This is a genomic window from Mycoplasma sp. CSL7491-lung (assembly GCF_018913965.1).
GTDB lineage: Bacteria > Bacillota_I > Bacilli_A > Mycoplasmatales > Metamycoplasmataceae > Mycoplasmopsis.
Genome location: NZ_JAHMHG010000001.1, coordinates 448034 through 468963, shown reverse-complemented (window position 1 = coordinate 468963; position 20930 = coordinate 448034). Strand labels below are relative to the sequence as shown.

The window sequence follows — 20930 nt, the reverse complement described above, 5'->3', positions numbered from 1 at the left end:
ATACTCCTATCATTTTGGTAATGAGTAAAATTCAAAACCATTTAAATATTTCAAATCACCATTTAAATTCTGTAGTTTTAAGTAATAAGAATGTAACATTAATCTATCTGCTTTTTTACCACCGTATTTTATATCACCATAAATAGGTTTACCTAAAAACTTAAGTGTAAGTCTAATTTGATGTTTGCGACCAGTTAAAATTTGAGCAATTTTTTTATTCTTCTCAACATAAAGTATTGTTTTAGAATACTTAGAATTTTCTTTTTCTTTTGGTGAAACTTTCATTTTTCCTGTCGAATAATCTTTTAAGAAATAAAGTTCAACCTCTTTGTATTGTTCATTAAAATCACTTTTAAACATATATTTTTTATCAAAATTAGAAATTTTATCATTTAATTGTTTAACTGTGTGGTAATTTTTACCATAAATTATCAACCCACTTGTTTCTTTATCTAATCTACCAACATGGCTTGGTTTAAAACTATCTATTTGTTTAAATTTCAAATAAGATAAAACTTGATTATCTAAGGAATTATCAGGCCCGTGAACTTCAACTCCTATTTTTTTATCTACTATTAATATATTTTCGTCTTCGTAGATGATATTAAAATTTTGTTCTACTTTAAAAACTTCTTTTTTTTCTTTTTTATCAAAAATTCCGTAAATTACTATTTGGTCATTTTCTTGAACTATTAAACTTTTTTCGTTTATTCTTTTCCCGTTTATTTTAATATCTTTTTTACGAAATAGACTTTCCAATTTGCTTTTAGGCAAATTGGTTAAATACTTGGCAATTAACTTATAAATAGTTCTACCAGAGTCGTTTTTGGTGGCTAAAATTTCAAACATTTATTCTCCTTATTATAATTATTAATTATACATTAATTATAGTTTAATGTTGTATAAAATAAGATAACGCCATTAATAAATAGAGTTATCTTACTAGTATAAAATTCTTATCTTGTCAATTCAATTTGGTATAAATTTTTTACATTTTTAGACATTTTTTTAAGCATTTTTAATTCTTTTGCAAATTCTTCAATATTAATGAAGTCTTCATAATCTTGTTTCGTAGATCATCTTTGTATTACTAATATTTTTTCTTCTGTCATTAATCCGTATTCATAAGAAAGGTTTTTTTCTTTCATTCTTGTTTTTTGTGTAAAAACATATAAATAATCAATAAAACCTTTTAATTTTTCAGGATCAATTGTGTAAATTGTTGCTTGTGCATATATCATAATTATTCTCCTTAATTAAATTTTAAACGTTTGTATAGAATGAACGATTCAGTTAATTTTTTGTCATTAAATTTAGTAAAGTCTTTAATTTCATCTAATTTAAATTCTTTTAAATCTAGTGCCGTCGCAACTTCTGATACTTTATTTGGTAAAACAACCGAATAGTATGTAGAAAGTGCGTATATTCCGTTTAATAATCTAACTAAAATTTGTTCTAGGCGATCTAAATTTGTAATAGTTCATGGTTTAGTTAAATCAATATATTTGTTTAATTGGTTTCCAAGCTCGTTTGCAATTTGAAAAGCTTTATTTATTCTAAACTCATCAAAGTTATTTTTATATTCTTTAATTGAATTTATTATATCATTTTCGATATCTAAATCTTCTTGATAAGTAGTTTTTGCATATTTTATCGGGTTAGAAAAAGAATTGCTTTTCATTTTTAAAGTACGTGCAATCAAATTTCCATAAGTATTAATTAATTCAGCATTAATTGTATTAACGAATCTTTCTTCATCGAAAACAATGTCATCACCAAGTGCGCTTTGACTAACAAAGAAATATTTTATAATTTCAGGATCGTATTTTTCTAATAATTTATATGGATCTATAATGTTGTTTTTAGATTTTGACATTTTACCAGTAGGGGTAATTATCCATCCGTGCGATTGTATTTTTGAAGGTAATTTTAAATTTAATGCTTTTAAGAAAATAGGTCAATAAATCATATGAAAACGAGATATTTCTTTCCCTATTAAGTGAACAACTTCTGCATTATCATCTTCTCAAAAATATTTAAAATCATCTTTGTGATTACCGTTAATATCAAACCCTAGTGCTGTAATATAATTAGCAAGAGCATCTAGCCAAACGTAAACAGTATGTGAAGGATCTTCATTAATTTTAATTCCTCAATCAATTTTGGCTCTTGTTATCGATAAATCTTCAAGCCCTTTTGAAATAAAATTATTAATCATTTCGTTTTCAATTTTTTTCGGAGCTAAAAATTCTTTATTTTTATTTATATAATCAACTAGTCAATCTTGAAATAAATTCATTTTAAAAAAGTAACTTTCTTCGGATACTAAAGTAAGTTCGTGGTCTGAAGTTGGGTGATAAAATTTACCATTTTTTTTAATTGCTTGAGTTTCGGTTAAAAACTCTTCATCAGGAATAGAGTATAGACCTTGATATTTTCCTTTATATACAAATTCTTTTTTTAGAAAATAACTAAAAATATCTTGTATTGTTTTTTTGTGGTATTGTGAAGTTGTTCTTGAGTAATAATCATATTCAATGCGAAAATCTTTTCACATCTGTTGAAATTTTAATGCTAGTTCATCAACGAACTCTTGTGGTTTTACCCCTTTTTCTTCGGCTTTTTGTTGTATTTTTAATCCATGTTCATCGGAACCGGTCAACATTCTTACATCATAACCATCTAACTTTTTATAATTTGCAATAACTCAAGTTAGTGCGGTTGTGTACAAATGACCAATATGTAAATTTCCGCTAGCGTAATAAATAGGTGTAGTTATATAAAATCTCTTTTTCATATTATTCCTTAATTTTAATAGGTTTATAAATATTTTTTATTTCAGGTAAATAATCGTGGTTTAGTTTATCGTTATCAGCGTGCAAATACAAGTTAGGTAAAAAATGTGTACCTCAACCAGACTGAAATCTAGCCTCTATCAATGCAAATTTAGGTTTTTCACTAGATCTTGTAAATACATATTGAACTCTTTTAGGTTCGAAATTATACTTTCTCATTAAGGTAAAAGCGTCAATTGAACGTTCTATAGGGAGAACAATTGTTAAATATCCTTTTTGTTCAATTATTTTAGAACAACCTTGGAATAGTTGTTCTAAATTTAGTTTTACTTCATGAGTTGCTATTAATTTAGCTTCATTTCAATCTTTTTTAATTTTAGTTTTATCAAAAGAATAAAAAGGGGGGTTACAAAAAATAACTTGATATTTTGGTTTAACGTTTTTTGTGTGGTCCTTTCAAAAAATGTTAAAATCTTCATTTATTACATTAATTTGTGAGTCTAAATTGTTAAATTTAATATTAAATTTTGCTAATTCATATGCTTCTTTTTGGATTTCTACTGCATCAATTTTAAGTTTAGAACTTCTAGAAGCAACGAAAATGGATAAAGCACCATTGTTCGCTCCTATTTCTAATGTTCTACTTATTTTTTGATTTAAAGTAATAAAATTCCCTAACAAGATTGTATCTACTGAATAATTAAACATGTCTTTATCTTGGTAAACATATAAATTTGAATCAAACCCAAGAGAATTTTTTATGATATTACGATTTTTTAAAGCGTCTGTTAGTTTCATGGTTTCTTCTAAATTGCTCATCTTTTTCCTTTTTTGCTATAAATTCAGGATATAAAGAAGCTAAACAACAATCAACTTTCCCTTCTACCAAATCTACCCCAAGAATAACAACTTCAACATAATCACCAATTGTAAATGTTTTCTTAGTTTTTGTACCTATAAGTTTTGTCAATGTGTCATTTGCTTCATATAAATCGTCAATTAACGAAGTTTTATGAACTAAACCACTAGCTTTAAAGTCAAATTCAACAAAAAAACCAAAATTTAAAATACTTAAAATTTGAACTTTATATTTTTTTCCAATTTGATTTTTCAAAAATTCTGCAAATTTTAAATCATTAACATTTCTTTCGATTTGAACTGCTTTTTGTTCTGATTTAGTATTTAAATCTCCATAACTTATTATTTTACTTCTGTATTCATCAATCTTATCTTCTTTTTTATCAATAAGAAAGTTTCTAATAACTCTATGGATTACTAAATCTGGATATCTACGTATCGGACTTGTAAAGTGACAATAATATTCTGATGCTAAACCAAAATGACCTATATTTTCAGGAGAATAAATTGCTTTTTGCATTGTTCTCAAGAACATTAATTTAATAAAATCATCATTTCTATGTTCTTTTATTTTTTCTACAATTTTAGAAAAACTTTTAGGCGATAATTTATTGAAATTTAAGTTTTCAGATTTGATTCCTATTGCTTCTAAAGTGTTTTTTAAATTTGTAATTTTCTCCTGGTCAGGTAATTCGTGAATACGATATAAAACAGGTAATTTATTATCGTATAAATATTTTGCTACAGTTTCGTTTGCTCTAACCATAAAGTCTTCTATTAAAACTTCAGAAAACCCACGCTCATTAATTAAGATATGACTAACTCTTCCTTCGTTATCTAATTTTATTTTTGGTTCCACAATTTCAAAATCAACATAACCCTGTTTTATCTTAAAATCATGTAAAATCAAACTTAGTTCTTTTGCATCATTTAACATTAATTTTAGCTTATCAACATCATTTTTAGGTTCTTGAGTAAAAACTAGTTTATTCTCATTGAAAAATTTATCAACTTGTTTATAAGTTAATCTAAATTTACTTTCAATAATACCTTCAAAAATATCTACTTTAACGTTATTTCCATATTTATCAATTTCCATTTCACATGCTATAACAAATCTTTTTTCATTTGGGTTCAATGAACAAATACCGTTTGAAAGGCCAAAAGGTAACATCGGTATAACTCTATCGACTAAATAAATGCTTGTGCCACGTTTTAAAGCTTCGTTATCAATTTCTGTACCTTCTTTTACATAATGGGAAACATCAGCGATATATACCCCTAAAAAGTAGTTACCATTTTCTAATTTTTTAACGTAAATAGCATCATCAAAGTCTTTTGTTTCGTCACCATCGATTGTAACAATCATTTTATCGGTTAAATCAACTCTTCTACTTAAATCTTCACTTTCGATTGTTTCGGGGATATTATCAATTTCATTGTCTAAAATTTCAGGAAAACTATTTGGCGCTTTAATTTGTTCTAGGTATGATTTAACATAAACCATTGGATCAGCTTCGTTAGTTATAACTTTAGTTATTTCGATTAAAACGTTTTTAGAATCGTATTTTAAAATTTTAGCAACTACCAAATCGTTAAGTTTAATAGGAATTAAATTAGGTATTATAGTTCATGTTAAACTTTTCATTTTAGCTTCGACTGGAACAAAATAATTAGTATTATTTTTTAGTTTTATAAAACCAACTATTTCATCATTTCCACGTTCGATTATTTCGACTACTACACCACTAGTTAAGTCCGACTTATCATCTTTTGGATTTTTAAAAACCTTCACTTTAACTTTGTCATTATGTAATGCGCTATTAAAGTTAAAGTTTCTAATATAAACGCTATCTTTGGTGTTGTTTACCTCATCGATATTATAGTCAACAAAACCAAATTGTCCTTTATTGTTTACGTTTAATACACCCTCTATAATATCAACTAAAATTGGTGCATAATATTCATCATTATTATTTTTGAAAATTTTATATTCTTTTTGTAATTGAGATAATATTTTTGTTAATTTATGATTATCTTTAGGGAGTATTCTAAAATGTTTGGCAATACTTAAAAAACTCCTTGACTTTTCGCTTTGTATATATGATACAACTTTTTCTATATCCATTTATTTAACTTAAGATGGCTTTAAGTATTATTGCAGAAGCAAATAAAACAAATCCAAAAAACATCATTGAATATTTTAAAACCTTCTTAATTCCCCTTTCTTTTGAGTTTTTGAACAATTCTAAATCGCCAGAACCTACTAGCGCTCCTGAAAAACCATTTGAATCAGGAGACATAGCAAAGGAAATAAGAATAATTATAAAACTACATAATATTAATACTACTGTTAAAATTGTCATCTTTACTCCTTAAATTTACACTTTATTTAAAGTATAACATAATTAATTTTTTTTAATTTAGTTAATTACTTTTTTTAAATTAAAAATTTAAATATTTATCTGTATAAGATATTTTTCAATTATTTTTTTAAGAAAATAAATCAAATATTAATTTTTATTTTGTGTCCATGTTATGGTTTAAAAAAACATAAATACTTTTTAATTTGTTTAAAAGAATATGGTTTCGGATGTTGCTTAGACCTAAAAAAGAGAACGCTTATATAATATTTTGTAAATTATTTATATATTTCTAATGTTTATATTATTTAGAACTAAACACATTTATTCAAAATCTTGTCTATTAATGTTATCAATATATTTCTATATTTTTTTATAGCATTATATTTTTAATTTAGTCTATAAAATGTTTTTTAATTGTAAATTAAATTAAACCTAATATCCTACTAAATGACATTAGCAGAAAATGTCCACATAGCTATTTGTTTTTTCTATTAATACTCAATAACTAAAAATTAATTAAAAAAATATTATAAAAAATATTTATAAATTTTATTTTAACCCTATACCGTAGGTGAAAAAGTTTTTTATATTTTTGTTCCAATTTTTTTGATTAACTTTTAAAGTGCTATAATGTACGTGTCTTATTAATATATATATATATGTAAATATATATAAAACTAAGGAGGTGTTAATGCACTTTGCAAAAAGAAAAAAAATAGTGACGCTACTTGTTGTAGCTTCTACTATAGCTTCTAGTAGTGGTGTAGCTTCTTTAATTTACAATTTTTCAAAAGACAATGATAATCCATTTGAATTTGTAAATAAAGAAAGTAAACCGAATTTAATTAATAAAGATCAATTAGAACTTGATAATGATAAGATATTAAATTCAAATGTTGATTTAAATTTACGAGTTAAACCTCAACCAAAAGAAGAACCGGTGATACCAAAACCTAAAGAAGAAGAAAAGAAACCAATAATTATTGAAAAACAACCTGAAAAACCGATTGAAAAACCAAAAATTATTGAAAAACCTATTCCAAAACCGATTGAAAAACCAAAGCCGATTCCTAAACCTATAGAGCCGCCCGCTCCTACGCCACAACCAAAACCGGAACCACAACCTGAAGTTGTTCCGGATCCTACTCCTGGCGTTGCTGATGCTTATATTACTATCGAAGGAGTTAGGGTTAAAGCTAAATTAAAAAACTTTAAAAAGCGTGTTGTATCATCATATGATGTTGAAAATAAAATAGCAAATAGAGAAGAATATTTAGCTAATATAACAGGCGAATTAATTAGCATTGAACCAACAGAAGAACTTAGAAAAAAAGTTACCGATAATGCTGCCGCTGCCGCCCGCACTATTCGTGATCATGAATATTCTACTATTGGTATGGCGTTACAAGTTTTAGATTTGGTCGACAAAGGTAAAATGACAGAAACTAATTTACATTCATTTTTAATTAAAAATGAATTAAATAATTGAAATTGACGAAGAGATTATTATACTTTTCAAGTTTTAATTGAGCACGGTGATTTTCAAAAGTTTTTAACTCCAGAAGCACAAGCTCAATATCCAACAATGCAATTTAGAAGTGATTTACATCGTAAATTATGAATTATTAAAAATTTAGATTTTTCTAAGTTTACAAAACTTGCGCCTGAGGGTGAAAGATTTTTGAGAGAAGGTAAAGTTTTAGATCCTAGAAATGTTTACTTAAATGAAAGAGGTGAGTGAACTTCAAGTAGTTGAAGCGGACCTAAAGAATTTAACGGTGTTATCGCAGAAAGAGAGAGAAATAATAGTCAAAAACGTGCTTTTGACTATGATACTCCTTGGGGTCGTAGTGCCGATGATATTAATAGTGGAACTTATCCAGGGTGAACTAAAACTAAAATAAACCCTGATCAAGATCCTAATTTTAAAGATTTACATATATCAAATATAAATGGACTTGATGTTTTTAGAATGACAAGAAACGGCCAACCTAAAACTGATGGAGATTATGTTAATGATGGATATGTAGTCGAAATTGATGCATCTAAAAGTAATGCTTATGAGCGTACAAAGACATTAGTTAAAGAACTTACTGACAGAAAAGTAAATATTACTTCATATAGAATTAAGCATATGGGTAAAGCCAATGCTGCTCAAAACTTCAAAGAAATACTTCTTGCATTACCTGAAGAATTAAGGCAATTAGAGTTATTCTTTGATGCTAGAGCAACAAATACTTCATCGTTAATTGCTTTAGAAAATAAAAAGATTAAAGAATTATCGTTATACACAGATGGTAACTCACTTTTAGATAGTTGAAGTCTAAATCCTTGAGCACTTAAAGAAACTGCGTGAGTTAATACTCTTGATTATAATGTAAGTAGCGAGTATCCAAGTGATGCATATATCATTACAAGAATAAGATTTGATACTTTAGCTTTTGAGGAAAGTGATATTAATAAATCGTATGCTGATGACGATCCTACAAATAGATTCAAGAGAATTAATGATGGTTTAAGACGTGCTTACTGAGCTAGAAATAATGAAGCTATATTCCAAAGCATGGGTCCAGGTTTAAATCCTGATAATAATGAAAGTGGTAATGGTTATCCTATGGGATTAGATTTTGGTAGAGCACCAAGCGTTAGAACTTTAAGAGGATTGGTTTTTAAAGATATTATCAAACCTCAAAACGGAAGTAGAAAAATACAAAGAGCAAATTTTGCTAATACTGGTCAAAATTATAAATTGAAATTAATAGACTTAAATGATTCCGGTTTTGAAAACTTTATACCAAAAATACCCGGTGTTCAAGAGCCTAAAATTACTTTTAGCAATGGAGATGAAACAAAATATCTTTTTATTGATGATGCTGGACAATTGACAAGTAATGGTGTTCAAAGCATTTCAAAATTCTTTGAGTTAGCAAAAACCTTAAATAAAACCATAAGAGTTAGAAAAGGTAATATACAAACTATTCAATCACTTAGAAATTACGGTTTTGATGTAGAAGAATTTGAAGAAGGTGATGAACTTAATTTTACATAGGAGGCAATTATGAATTTTATTAGTAAGAAAAAAATATTTTTAAGTTTTGCTAGTATATCAATATTACCTATTGCGATATCATGTAGCACAGATAATAATTCAAAAAATAATGGAATCAATAATAATTCTGAACACAAAAAACAAGAAGTTAGAGATATATTAAATGATGATTTTTTAAATATTGATTCTAATAAGAAGCAAGAATTAAATACTCGTTTAGAAACCGCTAATAAGAATACAGTTGTTGATCAAATATTATCTGAAGCGAGAGAATTAAAAAATAATTCTTTAAAAAACAAAGGTATTGAACAAATTAAAACTTATGCACTTGATAAGTTATCAAATTTGAGAAATTTAAAAAATTATGAAGCAAGAATTACTAGCGAGAGTAATAAGGAAAATTTAGTTGATATAATTAAAGAAATTGATTTAGATATAAAAAATCAAGGACAAATAACTGACGCCGAAAAAGAAAAAGCAACTAAAGAGTTTAGTAAGTTAGTTGATTCTAATGGTTTTAAAGAAGTTTCGGTTTTTGAATTACTTAATACAACTCCTTCTTTTACGCCTCAACAAGGACATATAAAAAGCGAAGTTTTACCAACGACTTTTATAAAAAATATTTCAACATGGGTTGCGAAAATAAAACCAAAATATTCATGGTTTTTAAACTCATTTATTACTAATGCTAGACCAGAAGATAGTCTAGCGCAAGCTAATCAAAAAGGCGAGTTATTATTAAGTATAGTTTTTCAAAATAAATTCAATGAAAATCAACAATATACTGAGTCGTATAAAATCTCTGGTTTTAAAAGTAATTCTCAAGGTTTAGACGATGATGGAACTATTTTAACTAGTTCTACTGAAAGACTTAAAACACCAGACGAAAAATATGTTTTAATGAATCAAAAAGAAAGATTTAACGCTGATGATTCAAAATATATAAATGTTTTAAAAGAACAACTAAGATTAAATGATTGAAAAGAACTTCGTAAAGATGCAAAAAACGTAACAGACGAAGAAATAGCTAAGTATAATAAAGAAGCTGAAAAAGTTGGATTAAGTTCTTACGAATCTTCTGCTTTAAAAGGGTTTTCTATACCCAAATATAAGTCTGATGGAAGTTTTGAAGGATTTAGTTTGAATACCGAAAGATTAATTCCGATGGGACCCACTTGAGCCGATGCTTTAGGTGGTAGAAGCACTTTTCAAATTGGCGGATTAGGAAGAAGAATAACAAATGAAAATTATTTAAATCTTGCCAAACAAACATATTCCGTTACTTTTAGCAATCAAAGTATTACGGAATTAGAAAGTGAAAGAGTTGAAATTCAAAGAAATTTAAAATTTGTTGATCATTTATCTAATTTTGCTAATAATATTAAAGATCAAACAACTAAAGATAAATATTTAAAATTAATAAACGACGCTGGAGGTCAACAATATTATTTAGAGCCTTACGAATCACAAATTTGGGATATTATAGCCAAAGAAACAACAGATACCAATGCTAGCGATCTTTATAAAAAATATTTAAACGAAGAAAGAAATTTTTATAAAGAGAAAGTTAATAATTTAAAAGTTAGAGAAGAGACAAAGAAACTTTTAAATGAAACAATCGATAACTCTAATTCTTTTTATAATTTAGATAGTTTAGGAAATACAGGTACATCACCTTCAGGAACAATGTGAATTATGGATTATGAAGAGCCTGTTAATGGTCAATATCCAACTAAATTTTATTTTGGTACAAATTTACATGTTGCAGATAGTATTGCTAAAAATAAAAGAATGTTTTCTGGTATCGGCTTAACAAGATTGAACGGTGATAATAATGGTATTTTAAATAACTTTAAATTAATGGAAATGGAAGTAGAAAACGGAACTTTTACTCAATTCACCATGAATCCCGAAACAGTTAGAAGAGTTTTTGATGGTAGAGATTATCTTAAAAGTTCTCCAAGTGAATTTATAACTTCTACTCAAAAAGAAATATTTAAAGATGCGGAAGAATTTTTAGATTTTGCAGTAATTGAAATTGATTTTGGAAAAATACAAAATAATAGAGTTAGTGGCACAGGTTCGTTTCAGCCTTCGTCTATTACTCCACAAAATTTTGCTAAGTGAGTCACTAATGATTATGCAAATTGAGAAGAAAAAGACAAAACAAAATTTAAATCAGAATCTTATTTAAAAAATTATAAAAAAATTGAATTCCCACTTGCTACAAAAGGAAATTACGATTGAAGTAAATTAGATCAAATATTTGCGTTAGGTTATCCTAAATCAATTAGCAGCGGGTTTCAAGATTATTTCTTAAAGCCGTATATAGACGATGATCAACGCGCTAGAGCTGAGTGAAGTCATTCTCTTTGAACAAATGCGGACCATAAATTTTATGATTTACAAGCAACTGAAGATGGACCGCAAGGAAATCCTGAATTACTTAAAAGAGGTAATTTCTTATCTTACAATATTGGATTTAGGTCATTTGCGTATAAACCAGGATTGACCGATGCGTTTTTAGCCGCTCCTTTAGTTGGTGATAAACCTGATCCTAAGAAAAATATATATGTTTCTACCGATGACAATAAAAAATATATTAATTTCGGTTTAGAATATCTGCCACGTTGATTTACTCCTGGTGTTGGGGCTAGTGGTTCGAGTTTAAGAACCCAAAATAATGAAGTAGTTGCTATTTATCATGCCACAAACGCTAGTTCAAATACTGGTTTAGCAGCCGCATTTAGATCTGAAGGGTTCGATTACGGAGGAATGTTTGGAAAATATACATTACCTCAATATGATTTAATTTATGGCGGTGGTAAGGATCAAAAGAATTCTTATCGTGAAGCTATGAAAAAGTTATTTGAAAAAGGAGAGATCAAAAATACTCATTTATTTAAAAATGGTTTTGATAATATTCCTAAAGGGTTTGAATTTAAGGAAACTAATGGCTTTATTAAATCAACAGATTTAGAAAAAGAGGAAGGAAAAAATGAATAATACTACATTTGAAAATAAAAGAATTTATTCAGATTACAAATCTCACTTAACCTCTGATTCAAGAAGTAAATGAAGTTTATTTTACAAGAGTATTTTGATATTGTTTTTTGCAACAAGTATTCTTGTTATGCTATTCATGGCAAAATCTTCTATATTTCCTGAAGTTTACATAGGTAACGATGGTGATGGTTGAGTTAATTTGTTTAAGTTTGACGATCAGTATAGAGAAGGAAATGCGGTTATATTAATACGTTTTAGTACGTTATTCTTTGTATTTTTATTCTCGATATTTAAAAATTATAAGAACATTAGCAAGCAAAAAGAAAAAATTAAGCATTATATATTTTTCTATATATCTTATTTATTATTATCAATAGCATCTGTTGCGTTAATGTTTTTCTATACATATTGAAATAATCCAATTGAAACAGAAGAGGGGACTTATGTTCAAAAAGTACCTTATCACTGAAATGAAATTTTATCATTAACTTTTCTATTGATACCATTATTAGTTATCAATATTTCATTTGAAGTATATAACTATATTTATAAGAGAAAATCAGAACCATTACTTTATTCATCTGTTATTAGTTTTATAATACAAATAATTTCACAATTTTTATTAGTTGTGGCGATTATAGCAATTGCACAAGCGTGAATTAATCCTGCACCAGTTGATGCTGGAAGTATAGAATTAAAAAATAATGTTTCAGGTGAAACAGAAATAAGAAGCTTCACAAAACAGATATTAATGTTTAAAGATAATCAAACATGAGAAAGTATTGAATCATTATTTACAGTTAAAAAGGCAACAAATTTAATTATTATAATTGCATTATTTATAGCTTTTGGTTTTTTAATTGTAGGTTCAAATATTAGAAGTTTATCAAGATTATCTGAAAAAAATCTTTTAACTCATAATAACAAGGATAAATATATGTTATCAATAACATTATTTATTTCGGTATTACTTTATTTAATATATGTTGCAACAACTTCAGATATAAATAAAGTTTTTCGTATTATCGGAGATGATACAACATATAATTTTGCTTATTTAACAATAATTGGTATTGGTATATTTATATTTGCGCTATACTTTATTGTTTTAGAATCAAGCAAAAGAAAATTTAAAAGTTATATAACAAATACAATTGTTTTAGCTTTGACACAAACATTACTATGAATATTGTTAGTTATTTCATCAATTTTATTAGATGATAAAACTGATTGAAATATATATAACATAATAGTTATTGCTGTTTTATCAATAATTATTTATATTCATTATTTAGTAAAAAATAAAACACTTTCAAAAACAACTTCAAACCTAATTTTTATAGCAATATTTGTTCAAACAATTTTAATGTTTATTTTTGGATTAAATGAATTATTACTTGCTGATAGAAACTTTACTTTAATTTCAGTACCAACAGTTTTACCATTATTTAAATTAGCGTCAATAATTAATTTTATTATTATTTTCTCATTCTTAATGTATATTGTTGGGTATTCATTATATACACTTGTAAAGATTGAAAAAGATAAGATCAAAGACAAACAAGAAGAGGTATTAAAACATGTGAAAAAATAAGAAAAAAATAACACCTGAACAGAAACAACTTTTTGATTTATATGCAAATTACAAAGAAAAAATTAAAAGTGATAAATATTTATCAAACAGTAAAATTATGGCTACAATTTTACTTAAAAATAGTTTAGGTTTTAATTCAAAAGAATATAAAGAATTTGTTGCTAATTTAGATTTAGCTATTAAAAACAGAAATGATATTATTTTTAGAAAATTTATTATTAATTTTAATGTTAATTTAAAATTTAGTGCTAATGTCTTAGTTCCAAATATTGTTGATAAAGAGTCTTCAAATGATTATTCACTTAACTTAACTAAAAGTGCTCAACCAAATTTACAGAAATTATATGATTCCTTAAATAGTGAAATAGAAACGCTTTTAAATAATGGATTTGTTTTAGAAATATTACCTAATACCGCTTTCTTCATAGATAGCACATCACAAAAATTAAAAGTTTTCTTTGATAAGAAATTTGTAGTAGAGATTTAAAATGCATTTAAAAGATATTGTACAAAAGAAAAATAACCTTGAACATATTAAATTAAAGGTTAATAATGATAAAAATATTCTTTTAATTAATATTATGAAATTAACTAAAACACTAAGTTTTTATGTTGAAAATTCGGTTTTAAATATTCAATTAATTGAAGCTTTAAAAAATAAATATAACATTAAAAATAGTTTTATCGAAAATGTGTCTTTAGTTAAGAATAACAATTTCTTAAAATCAATGAAATCAAAATTTATCAAAGAAAAAGAACTTTACATATATTTAACAGAAGAACAAAAATATGGTACAGATTCATATTCTAGATATGAAAGAAATATATTAGAAAATATCAAGAATAAAGAAACGGATTTTATTACTATTGGTAATCGTGCCTTGCAATTTGCGAAACAAAACAATTTAAGTGTTATTAAGTCATTTGAAAATTCTTCTGTAAACAAATTAGCTAAAACGCTCACTCAAATGACAAAAATTTTATTTATCGATAATAATTATTCTAGAGTACATTTTGTAATTAATTCTAATAAGAATTTTAAAAAGCCATTCACAATATTGCCTTTAGAAAATTTTGATATTGATAAAATTTTAGGTGTTAAAAATAAAAATAGATTTGATGAAACTATTAAAGATTATAAAATATTCCCTAATATTGAAACTTTTATCGAAAACCAAATAAATATATTTTTAGAAAACTCAATAAATTCATTAATCACTGAATCATCATTTTATAGTGCTAAAAATGCTTTAGTTGCTACAAACCAAAAAAGTAAGCAATTAGATGATGAATTACTTAAAATATCTAAGCGTATCAATCGTGTAAAACAAGAAAAACAAATTGAAGAAATAGTTTTATTAACAAAGAAAAAGAAAACTATTTTTGAAGAAGGGGGTAGTGATGAATTTTAAAACTATCCACATATCTTTTATAGACAATAAACATTTAACACTTAAAGGATACTTTTTATCAATTAATCATAATGATGAAGACGATTGAATTAAATTAGAGAAAAATTCAATAAGTGCATATCCGCAAATATTAGTTAAATTTACATCCGAAAAAGAAAATGAATTTTATTTATTTTTAAAAAATGCAAATATAGTTATCGAAGAGGATGAAACTATTATTAAAACTTTTTCATCAATGAAATTTTATAAAAGATCGAAAAATAAACAAAACCACAAAGAAAAAATTAATACCTTAAACGAAAGAATCAATTATTTAAAATTTAAGCAAAATATTGGTTTAACAATTGATGAAACAATAAAATTAGATGAATTAAGAGAAGATTTATATGAATATAAATTGATGCAACAGTTAAAAATTAAAGAAAGGGATGATTATGAGTAAAAAACGTAAATTTTGAAAATTTGCTTCATTAGTTACTTCAACAGTTTTACCAATTTCTTTAATTTCTGCTGGTAATGAAACTACTACAACCACCCCATCTACTCCAACTTCAGGTTCAAACTCTAATTCAAATACAAATAATGCTAATCCCGAAAAAGAAAAGCCAAGATTAAGCAATGAATTTCCTGAGTACGACAAAATAGCAAAAGAAGAAATTAAAAAAATTCTTGAAAGTGCATTAGGAGCGGCAAATAGTTATATTGATAATGAAATTGCCAAATTAGAAGCTAGACCTAGTGAAGACCAAGGAACAGAAGGTTCTTCAAATGATAGTAAGTCTGATGAATTAGATTATAAACAAAGACTAAGTAGACTTACTTATTTACATATCTTAAAAAATTATTTAGAATCTAATAAAGCAAAAATGTTAGAAAAACCGGATGATTACGAATTTACTATTATTTTTCCTTATGTTTTATCTCAAAACGAAAAATTTGATAAAGGTAATGTTACTTATAACGGGAAAGAATATACAGGTGTAACTTTAGGGAAAAGCGCAACAACAAACTACGTCGAAGCTATTAAGAAAAAATATGAAGTAAAAGAAGATGGTGTTATATCAATTGAAACTAAAGACGAAGTTAATGGTCTTCAAAAAGGTAAATTTCAAGAAAGCATTAAACAGTATGGTGATAAATTATTAACATCAATAGGTTCAATAATTTATAATGAAAAAGATGCGCTCGAAATTGAAAAAGATATTAATTTAGAATTTAACACAATCGGAGATAAACAAGGTTATACAATTACTGTTCCTAAAAATTATGGATCTTGAGAAGAGTACTTCAAATCTAGAATCAGACCTCGTTTTATTGATTTTGACTTAACAGCAAATCAAGAAACAGAAATCGAAGAGGAAACAGAACAAGATCAAGAACAACCCACCGAAAATCCTACAAATCCAAATAGACCTCCAAAGGGACAACCAACCGAGCCATTACCTGCAGAACCAGTTGATCCTGAAGAACAAATTTTAGCTATTCCTGCTTTACTACCAAATGTTAAAGCTTCTTTAGGGTATATAACAAAAGAACAATTAAAAAACATTTTCCAACAATATAAAAATCAATATCAAAGTTCTTTAACATCAACTTCAAATACAACAAACAACAATTCTAACGGTGAAGTTGCAAATTCAGAACAACCAACATCTAAAGAACAAATTGATGCTAAAGAAGAGCAAGATTATAATTTAAGACGTGAAAATTCTCCTTTTTACTTTGATAATCCATATAATACAAGGTATAGTTATGATGTAATTGATATTGCAGAAAATAGTGGTAAAATGTTAGCTACCGTAATGATTAGCGATAGAAATGATAAAACTAAAAATATAAAAAGAGAATATAAAATTGAAATTCAATTAGATACATCCGAAGAAGCTCTATCAAAAAATTATTTACATGAGGCAGAAATTGACCAAATAAAAGATCAATTTGGTAGGTTATATCATGCTTTAGGCATTGATTCAAAAATTAATTATACAGATTTAAAAAGTGGTAGACTTTCAAGAGCTCTTTTCTCAATGATTGCAAAAGCTGTTGATTTAAATAATAGCAAAGATTTTGATGATAAAAGAAATGAAATTAACGAATCTTATAATAATGACTTTAATAGTTGAGAAGCAACTTCAAAAGATTTATGAATTTGAACATTAAATGAATTAAAAAATTCAAAAGTAAATAGTTTACCATACTATGAATTAATGTTGAATGCCTACGAAGAACAAATTATTGGATTTTGAGGTGTAGCAATCGAAGATCAAAGCGAACCTTATCGTGCTCAAATTATTAAAGATTGAGAATCTCAAAACTTTAATTTAAATGTTTTAAATGATTTATATAATTTAGTTCGTTTTGATTTATACAAACTTAATTCAATAGTCAAAACCAGTTCTTTTAGTTTAACAACTTGATACGATTCATTTATTGATTCCCTTACATCTCTTTCGAAACATGAAAGAATCTTAAATGAATTAACTAAATCAAAAGATTTAAATAACGAAACAGCAAAACAAGATTTTCAAAAATATTATGAAGAAGCAATTGAAATATTAAATAGCCAGTCTGATGAAAAATCCAATTTCTTAAGAGATTTTGGTATATTCTTATTGGTAATTGGTGGTTTAAGTTCATTAATCAACTTAATGGTTGCTTTAATCAAATTTAATAAAAAAACAACACAAATTAAAAAACTTTATCTACTTATTGGTATAACAATGGCCATTGTTTTAATAGCTGGTATTGTATTATTAGCTGTAGGTTTAGGAGTGAAAGGAATTTAATATGATAAATAATCCAAAAATTACATCAATATTTGACTATATTGTTGAAGTAAGCGGTGAATTTCCTTATAAACAGAGACAATTTTATTCATTAAAAGAAAATTCAGAAGTTAAGCTTATGTTAATTAGCGCAACTAAAAATAAGGCGTTTTTAATTGCAAACACAAAAAATACACAATTAAGAATTAATGCCGAGATTGTTTTAGAAAATAACGAAGCAAGTGTATATACATATCACAGTTACTTTGGAAAAGTTATTGATATTGAAGGGAATATTATTTTACCTACAAAACAAAAAAATAATTTAGTTCCAAATGAAGGTCAATCAACTGCTAAAATATTTGAATTAGCACACGATTTGATGACTGTTAAAACCTTAAATGAACAATTATTCACTGGTATTATTCCAATCGATCTTTTGATACCAATTGGTAAAGGTCAAAGAGAATTAATTATTGGTGACCGCCAAACCGGTAAAACACATATAGCATTAAATACAATAATTAATCAAGCAAGAAATGGTGTTAAATGTATTTATGTTGCTATTGGTCAAAAACGTGAAGCTATTTCAAAAATATACAACACACTTAGTGAAAATCAAGCTTTATCAAATACAATTATTATTGATGCACCTTCTACAAGTGCATACGAACAATATTTAGCACCATATATTGGTATGGCTCATGCTGAAAATTTATCAAAAACACATGATGTTTTAATTGTGTTTGATGATTTAACTAAACATGCAAATATAATTCGTGAAATTGCTTTACTAACTGATAGACCAGTCGGAAAAGAAGCCATGCCAGGAGATACTTTCTTCTCACACTCTCAATTATTAGAGCGTTCAGGTTCGTTTGTTGGACGTAAAACAATTACTGCATTACCTATTTTACAAACAGTTGATGGAGATATAACTTCATTAATTGCATCAAATATTATTTCTATTACTGATGGTCAAGTTGTAACCAGCGCAGATTTATTCTCACAAGGTGTATTGCCGGCTATTAATATTAATTTATCTGTTTCTCGTACAGGTTCTAGCGTGCAAAGTCGTCAAGTTACAAAAATTGCTGCCGAAGTTGGTAAAATTTATAAACAATATAAACGTCATCTAAAATTGGCTATGTTAGATTACGATTTTAATAAAGAAACATCTATGTTGATTTACAAAGGTAAAACTATTGATAAAATGTTTCAACAAAGAGGATTTACATTATATAAGCAAGAATTAATTTTATTCACTTCTAAATTAGTTTCATGAACAATTCTTAAAGGTATTAGTAATGAAGATTTAGCTATGAAATTCTTAAATAAATTTATTGTTGAAAATCAACAAGCAAAAGAAAACTACAATAGAATTATTAATGGATTAAGTTATGATGATAATTTAGTTAAATCATTTTTCGCTAGTGCGTTAAAACAATTTTCGGATTACAATAGTTTGGAATGAGATATTGATAATGAATATGATTTCATTGGTTTAGATGAAGCATATTTAGAAAAAGTATCTAGAGAATTAAAAGTTAAAGAAACAAACGGAGGTAAATAATGTTAGGTAAAATCTTAAATTTATGATCAGATATTATTGAAATTAAGTTTGATAAAGAAAATTTACCAAAAGTTAATACATTATTAACTTTACACAATGGTAAAACATATTTATTAGTTAAAAGAGTTTTAAATGATACAACAGTTAGAGCTATAATTATTTATGCTTCTGACGAAATTTCCATTGATGATAGTGTTACAAACACAGGAAGAAGTTTTTATGTTCCAGTTGGTAAAGGATCAAGAAATAATATTTATTCATTCCGCGGAGAACCTCTTTTAGAAGGAAGAGGTACAAAACCTTTATACATTGAAATGAATTCTATTATTAATAATGATAGATATTTAACAAATGAAGTAACTCTTGTAGAAACAGGTATTAAGGCGATAGATTTCTTTATTCCAATTATTAAAGGATATAAATTAGGTATTTTTGGTGGTGCCGGAGTTGGTAAAACAGTTTTAATGAAGGAAATTATTTTTAATGTTAATCGTAAAAATCAAAAAACATCTAATGTTTTTATTGGTTCTGGAGAACGTTCAAGAGAAGCTATTGAACTATTCAATGAGTTAGAACAATCTAAATTAATGGATAAATCAGTAATGTATATCTCTAAAATGAACGAATCACCTGGAGCACGTATGTCAATTGTACCAATTGGTGTAACAGCTGCTGAATATTTAAGAGATAGAGAAAAAGAAGATGTTTTATTATTTATTGATAACATATACCGTTTTGTTCAAGCTGAAAATGAAACAAGTGCTACATTAGGTAAAAAACCTTCTGTTGGTGGTTACCAATCAACACTTGATAGTGACGTTGCTAATATTGAGGATCGTTTATATAGAAACCAAAACGGATCAATTACTTCGTTCCAAACTATGTTTTTACCAATGGATGACTTATCGGACCCTTCTGCAGTTGCGGTGTTTAATCACCTTGATGGAAGTTTGGTCTTATCAAGAGCCCAATCTGCTAAAAATATTTTCCCTGCTTTTGATCCACTTGCATCAAATTCTAACTCAGTAGATGAAAAAATTATTGGAAAAAAACATTTTGAAGCAATAAGAAGAGCAAAAAGTATTTTAAAAGCTTATAAAGATTTAGAAGATGTTATTTTAATTCTTGGATTCGATGAACTTGATGAAGAAAGTAAAGTCATTGTTAAAAAAGCTTTACAACTAGAAAACTTCTTTACACAAAATTTCTTTATGACAGAGCATTTTACAAAGGCGCCTGGTCAATATGTTAAATTAGAAGACACGGTCGAAAGTGTTATTAGAATTTTAGATGGTAAATATATTAAGCAATCACCAGAAATTTTTCAATACGTTGGTGATAACTTAAGTATTCCAACTGACGAAGAATTAGGATTATAATTTTAAAAACTCCTCATTAAAAGAGTGAGTTTTTTTACAAAAACTTATTTTTTGGTAAAAAAATGATTAAAATATTAACTTTTTAATAAAAAAATAAGTTTATAGTGATATAATATTATAAGAAAAATATAAT

At 26.3% G+C, this 20930-nt stretch carries 15 protein-coding genes; 9 read left to right on the top strand and 6 right to left on the bottom strand.

The window, feature by feature from the left end; genetic code table 4:
• Positions 1 to 6: 6 nt before the first annotated feature.
• The 6 genes from KQ876_RS01820 to secG all read right to left on the bottom strand — a co-directional run bounded on the left by KQ876_RS01820 (position 7) and on the right by secG (position 6019).
• Positions 7 to 849 (bottom strand): RluA family pseudouridine synthase, encoded by an 843-nt coding sequence (locus KQ876_RS01820; RefSeq protein WP_205851725.1) that lies wholly within the window; start codon positions 847 to 849, stop codon positions 7 to 9.
• Between the two features lie 107 nt (positions 850 to 956).
• Positions 957 to 1241 (bottom strand): antibiotic biosynthesis monooxygenase, encoded by a 285-nt coding sequence (locus KQ876_RS01815; protein WP_205851727.1) that lies wholly within the window; start codon positions 1239 to 1241, stop codon positions 957 to 959.
• A gap of 11 nt (positions 1242 to 1252) precedes the next feature.
• Positions 1253 to 2797: a methionine--tRNA ligase gene (gene metG / locus KQ876_RS01810; protein WP_241006852.1), complete on the bottom strand. Its 1545-nt coding sequence runs from the start codon at positions 2795 to 2797 to the stop codon at positions 1253 to 1255.
• Between the two features lies 1 nt (position 2798).
• Positions 2799 to 3614: a tRNA1(Val) (adenine(37)-N6)-methyltransferase gene (locus KQ876_RS01805; RefSeq protein WP_241006853.1), complete on the bottom strand. Its 816-nt coding sequence runs from the start codon at positions 3612 to 3614 to the stop codon at positions 2799 to 2801.
• Positions 3562 to 5781 carry a ribonuclease R gene (gene rnr / locus KQ876_RS01800; protein ID WP_205851729.1) on the bottom strand — a complete coding sequence of 740 codons (2220 nt, stop codon included), beginning with the start codon at positions 5779 to 5781 and terminating at the stop codon, positions 3562 to 3564. Before rnr ends, KQ876_RS01805 begins: the two co-directional genes overlap by 53 nt.
• Positions 5782 to 5785: 4 nt before the next feature.
• Positions 5786 to 6019, bottom strand: coding sequence for a preprotein translocase subunit SecG (secG, locus tag KQ876_RS01795; RefSeq protein WP_205851731.1), 234 nt, complete (start codon positions 6017 to 6019; stop codon positions 5786 to 5788).
• A 691-nt stretch (positions 6020 to 6710) separates the two neighbouring features.
• On the opposite strand from secG, the gene KQ876_RS01790 reads away from it, so the two are divergent.
• Genes KQ876_RS01790 through KQ876_RS01750 form a run of 9 tightly spaced genes read left to right on the top strand, consistent with a single transcriptional unit; the run spans position 6711 to position 20797 of the window.
• On the top strand, positions 6711 to 9068 hold the full coding sequence (locus KQ876_RS01790) for a putative immunoglobulin-blocking virulence protein (RefSeq protein WP_205851733.1): 2358 nt from the start codon (positions 6711 to 6713) through the stop codon (positions 9066 to 9068).
• 9 nt (positions 9069 to 9077) lie between these two features.
• Positions 9078 to 12074, top strand: coding sequence for an Ig-specific serine endopeptidase MIP (gene mip, locus KQ876_RS04370; RefSeq protein ID WP_216490045.1), 2997 nt, complete (start codon positions 9078 to 9080; stop codon positions 12072 to 12074).
• On the top strand, positions 12067 to 13668 hold the full coding sequence (locus KQ876_RS01780) for an MSC_0624 family F1-like ATPase-associated membrane protein (protein ID WP_205851737.1): 1602 nt from the start codon (positions 12067 to 12069) through the stop codon (positions 13666 to 13668). Before mip ends, KQ876_RS01780 begins: the two co-directional genes overlap by 8 nt.
• Entirely contained in the window at positions 13655 to 14155 is a 501-nt protein-coding gene (locus KQ876_RS01775; RefSeq protein WP_205851739.1) for an MSC_0623 family F1-like ATPase-associated protein, read from the top strand. Before KQ876_RS01780 ends, KQ876_RS01775 begins: the two co-directional genes overlap by 14 nt.
• Before the next feature lies 1 nt (position 14156).
• Positions 14157 to 15080 carry an MSC_0622 family F1-like ATPase gamma subunit gene (locus tag KQ876_RS01770; RefSeq protein WP_216490043.1) on the top strand — a complete coding sequence of 308 codons (924 nt, stop codon included), beginning with the start codon at positions 14157 to 14159 and terminating at the stop codon, positions 15078 to 15080.
• Positions 15070 to 15522, top strand: coding sequence for an MSC_0621 family F1-like ATPase epsilon subunit (locus KQ876_RS01765; RefSeq protein ID WP_205851743.1), 453 nt, complete (start codon positions 15070 to 15072; stop codon positions 15520 to 15522). The genes KQ876_RS01770 and KQ876_RS01765 overlap by 11 nt, the downstream gene beginning before the upstream one ends.
• Positions 15515 to 17866 (top strand): MSC_0620 family F1-like ATPase-associated subunit, encoded by a 2352-nt coding sequence (locus KQ876_RS01760; protein ID WP_216490041.1) that lies wholly within the window; start codon positions 15515 to 15517, stop codon positions 17864 to 17866. The genes KQ876_RS01765 and KQ876_RS01760 overlap by 8 nt, the downstream gene beginning before the upstream one ends.
• A 1-nt stretch (position 17867) precedes the next feature.
• Positions 17868 to 19418, top strand: coding sequence for an MSC_0619 family F1-like ATPase alpha subunit (locus tag KQ876_RS01755; RefSeq protein ID WP_205851747.1), 1551 nt, complete (start codon positions 17868 to 17870; stop codon positions 19416 to 19418).
• Positions 19418 to 20797: an MSC_0618 family F1-like ATPase beta subunit gene (locus tag KQ876_RS01750; protein ID WP_205851749.1), complete on the top strand. Its 1380-nt coding sequence runs from the start codon at positions 19418 to 19420 to the stop codon at positions 20795 to 20797. Before KQ876_RS01755 ends, KQ876_RS01750 begins: the two co-directional genes overlap by 1 nt.
• Positions 20798 to 20930 lie beyond the last annotated feature (133 nt).